This is a genomic window from Geomonas sp., assembly GCF_035254065.1.
GTDB lineage: Bacteria > Desulfobacterota > Desulfuromonadia > Geobacterales > Geobacteraceae > Geomonas.
Genome location: NZ_DATFBA010000039.1, coordinates 1 through 4188, shown reverse-complemented (window position 1 = coordinate 4188; position 4188 = coordinate 1). Strand labels below are relative to the sequence as shown.

Sequence of the window (4188 nt, the reverse complement as noted above, 5' to 3'; positions counted from 1 at the left end):
GGTCCGGGCAAACCGCTGCAGCGGATGATCCAGGATCGGCCGCCAGCGAAGCCACTGTTCCAAAGCGGGACAGTGCGACCGTTCCAAATTGTAACACACCCGGCCAAATGACGGTGACGGAATACCACTGGTCGAGAAAGGGGCTGGATATCGTTGAACGGAGGTCGGGGAGGATGTGAAGGTAGGTTCGCGGGCGCAGCGGGCAGATAAGGGGGGAGAGGAGGTGGAGGGAGCAGCGTTGCGCCGCAGGCCTATCAGTTGCGTCGATTCCTGATCCTGAACTCCGGCTTGAACTCCCAGGGAGGCTGGGGACGTTCCTGGACCCACAGCCCGTCCTTGTGCGCACGCGCCAACTTCTCGACTACGGTGTAGTGGCCAACGTCCATCTTGGACAGGAACCTCCTGTCGACCCAGCCCCACCCTTCGGCGATCATCTCCATGTTGATGTTGCGGCCATCCAGGAACACCACCGCCAGTGCTATCTGCTCGTCCTTGTTGACCAGCGTCCTGCGGATCTCCACCCTGACCTGCTGATGCAGCACCTTGCTGGAGAGGGCCCGAAAGGCCTCTTCGGCGTATGGCTGGCCGGGTTTGTACCAGCCCGTGGTCCTGTCTATCTTGGGAGGTTGCGGGGTGGCGACCCCGTAGAGTCGGACGCGGATTTCGGTCCCGGATGAGTTGACGGTGAGACGATCTCCCTCGGTGACCCCGACCACCAGCCCGTCAACGAACACGGGGGGGTGAGCGAATGCTACGTGCGGGAGAAGCAGGCAAAGGCAGGAAAGTAGAACAATGAAACCACGACCGGTTTTCAACGCGCCCCCTTGGTGACGGCTTGTGCTGGAAATGGGGGTATCGTACCAAAACAGGACATCCATTGCAATTTATTCTCTGCAGGGAGCCCAAGCGGGCAGGGAGCGAAGTCTGCACCATCCGACAATGAAAAAGCCCCGGTGATGAGCCGGGGCTTTTTCAATCTCAAACGCTTTTCCTCTTATGCCTCCTCGAACAGCGCCGTGGAGAGGTAACGCTCGGCGAGGTCGGGGAGGATCACCACGATGTTCTTGCCGGCGAACTCGTCGAGGTTCGCCAGGCGCACCGCGGCGGCCACGGCGGCGCCGCTGGAGATACCCACCAGCAGCCCTTCCTCTCTGGTGAGCCGGCGGGCGAATTCCAGCGCCTCATTGGAATCGACCTGTTCCACCCGGTCCACGAGGGAGAGGTCGAGGGTATCCGGGATGAAGCCGGCGCCGATCCCCTGGATCTTGTGCGGGCCGGGCTTCAGCTCCTGGCCGGCCAGTTTCTGGGTGATCACCGGGCTCTCTTTGGGCTCCACCGCCACCGAAATGATCGCCTTCCCCCTGGACTGCTTGAGGTAGCGGGAAATGCCGGTGATGGTGCCGCCGGTGCCCACACCGGAAACGATGACGTCGACCGCGCCGTCGGTATCGTTCCAGATCTCCGGCCCGGTGGTCCTCTCATGGATTTCGGGATTGGCGGGGTTCTTGAACTGCTGCGGCAGGAAGTAGTGGTTCGGATCGGAAGCCGCCATTTCCTCGGCCTTGGTCACGGCCCCCTTCATGCCGGCAGAGCCGGGGGTAAGGATCAGGTTCGCCCCCAGGGCGGCCAGCACGCGGCGGCGCTCGATGCTCATGGTCTCCGGCATGGTCAGGGTAAGCTTGTAGCCGCGGGCGGCGGCCACGTAGGCCAGTGCGATGCCGGTGTTACCGCTGGTCGGCTCGACTATCTCCATGCCCGGCTTCAGCAGACCACGTTCCTCGGCGTCCCAGATCATGTTGGCGCCGATGCGGCATTTCACCGAGTAGGCGGGGTTGCGCCCCTCGACCTTGGCGAGGACGGTTGCCTTGGCCCCCTTGGTGACATGGTTCAGGCGCACCAGCGGGGTGTTGCCGATAGACTGCGAATTATCGAGGTAAATACGGGACATGGGCGAGCTCCTTTCAGGTTGAAAATGGTTTAGACGTATATGATCCGGCTTTTGGCTTATCAGCTATTGAGTTCACCTTCCCAGACATCAGGAAACTGAAGGGCAGGTGGTGGATTTCCGCTTGGCTATTATACCTACTTTGCCCTGCTGGGTTTTAACTTACGGTATCTTTATAATTATCCTGCAGCACTGTCAAGTAAATTTATGCATTTTCTTGACCGCATTGATGTACATTGCAGGAACGACCGCACACAGCCGCCAGTGCGCCTGACTCTCCCCTTTCAGATCTGGTAGTCCTCGGTGAAGAAACGCATCTTCCTGGGCCGAGCGAAAACCTGCTCGCCAACCTGCAGGTTGAGCCGGTCCGCCACGTCGCGCGGCAGGTCGACCTCGATGGATTCCTGATTACCCGACAGGGAAAGGTCGACCCTCACCAGCGGGCCTACCGACAGGACATAACGGACCTCCGCCGCGATCCCCCCGGCAGCGGGGAGGCGGTCGATCTCGATGTCGTGGGAGCGTACGTAGCCGACCGCCGGTTGATCCATGCTTTCGGAATGCTCCGGGGCCGACAGCGCGAGCCCCCCCATCTCCGCCATCCCCTGGTGGACCCTGCAGCGGAACAGGTTGACATTGCCCAGGAAGTCGAAGACGAAGGGAGTGGCCGGCCGGTCGTAGACCTCCGACGGCGTTCCCTGCTGCTCGATCCGCCCCTCGTTCATCACCACGATACGGTCGGCTACCTCCAGCGCCTCTTCCTGGTCGTGGGTCACGAAGACGCTGGTGACATGGATCTCATCGTGCAGCCTCCTGAGCCAGCGGCGGAGCTCGATACGGACCTTGGCGTCGAGCGCGCCGAAAGGCTCATCCAACAGGAGCACCTCGGGCTCGACCGCCAGCGCACGGGCGAGCGCGACCCGCTGGCGCTGTCCACCGGAGAGCTGGGCCGGGTAGTGGTAGGCCAGGTGCTCGACCTGGATCAGCTTCAAAAGGGAGAAGACCTTGTCCTTGATCTCGGCCTTGCCGGGACGGGACTTTCTCGGTTTCACGGTCAGCCCGAAGGCGATGTTGTCGAAGACGGTCATGTGCCGGAACAGTGCGTAGTGCTGGAACACGAAGCCCACATGGCGGTCCCGGACCTCGCGCCGGGTGGCCTCCTCGCCGTTGAACAGGATACGCCCCTCGTCCGGTGTCTCCAGCCCCGCCACGATCCGCAACAGCGTTGTCTTGCCGCAGCCCGAGGGACCGAGCAGGGCGACCAGTTCCCCTGAGGGGATCTTGAGGTTGATATCCTTCAGAGCGTGAAACTCCCCGAAGTTTTTAGTGACGCCTGCGATCTCGATGCTCATTGGTCAGCGCTCCGTTTCCATGCCGGCCAACCCCTGCCGCATCTTCAACTCACTCACGCTCTTGATGGCCAGGGTGACCAGGGCCAGCAAGGCGAGCAGCGAGGCGACGGCAAAGGCGGCGGCATAGTTGTATTCGTTGTATAGTATCTCGACCTGCAGCGGGATGGTGTTGGTCGCCCCCCGGATGTGCCCGGAGACCACCGAGACCGCGCCGAACTCACCCATGGCCCTGGCGTTACAGAGGATCACCCCGTAAATCACCCCCCACTTTATGTTGGGAAAGGTGACCCGGAAAAAGGTCTGCAACCCGCTGGCGCCCAGGGTAAGCGAGGCCTCCTCCTCTTCGCGCCCCTGCGATTCCATGAGCGGGATCAGTTCCCTGGCCACGAACGGGAAGGTGACGAAGATGGTGGCCAGCACGATCCCCGGCACCGCAAAGATGATCTTGATGTCATGGGCCTGCAACCAGGGGCCGAGCCACCCTTGCAGACCGAAGATCAGGACGTAGATGAGGCCGGATACCACCGGCGAAACCGAGAAGGGAAGATCGATCAGGGTGACCAGCAGGCTCTTGCCCGGAAAGGAGAATTTGGCGACGGCCCAGGCGGCCACGATGCCGAAGAAGAGGTTGATCGGTACGCAGCAGAAAGCGGTCAGCAGGGTGAGCCTGATTGCCGAGAGCGTGTCGGGATCACGCAAGGCCTCCAGGTAGGCCTCCCACCCCTTGTCCAGCGCCTCCGCAAAGACCGCCGCCAGCGGCAGCAACAGGAACAACGCCAGGAAGGTCAGCGCCGTGAGGATCAGCAGCACCCGCACCGCCGGCGGCTCCGAGACGTTGGCCGCCCTCCCCTTACCTCTTTTGTGAACTCCAGGACCGGCATGCACCGTTGT

At 62.0% G+C, this 4188-nt stretch carries 4 protein-coding genes; all 4 read right to left on the bottom strand.

Annotation, left to right across the window (positions count from 1 at the left end; translation table 11 throughout):
• Positions 1-254: 254 nt before the first annotated feature.
• Complete coding sequence (locus tag VJ604_RS02120) at positions 255-734, bottom strand: thermonuclease family protein (RefSeq protein ID WP_324079734.1); 480 nt, start codon at positions 732-734, stop codon at positions 255-257.
• Between the two features lie 260 nt (positions 735-994).
• A complete protein-coding gene (gene cysK, locus VJ604_RS02115) occupies positions 995-1948 on the bottom strand; it encodes a cysteine synthase A (RefSeq protein ID WP_324079733.1) in 954 nt (317 codons plus the stop codon).
• A gap of 281 nt (positions 1949-2229) precedes the next feature.
• The gene (locus tag VJ604_RS02110; RefSeq protein ID WP_324079732.1) at positions 2230-3297 is read right to left on the bottom strand and encodes a sulfate/molybdate ABC transporter ATP-binding protein; all 1068 of its coding nucleotides are present in this window, start codon (positions 3295-3297) and stop codon (positions 2230-2232) included.
• A gap of 3 nt (positions 3298-3300) precedes the next feature.
• Complete coding sequence (gene cysW / locus VJ604_RS02105; protein WP_324079735.1) at positions 3301-4182, bottom strand: sulfate ABC transporter permease subunit CysW; 882 nt, start codon at positions 4180-4182, stop codon at positions 3301-3303.
• Positions 4183-4188: the final 6 nt, after the last annotated feature.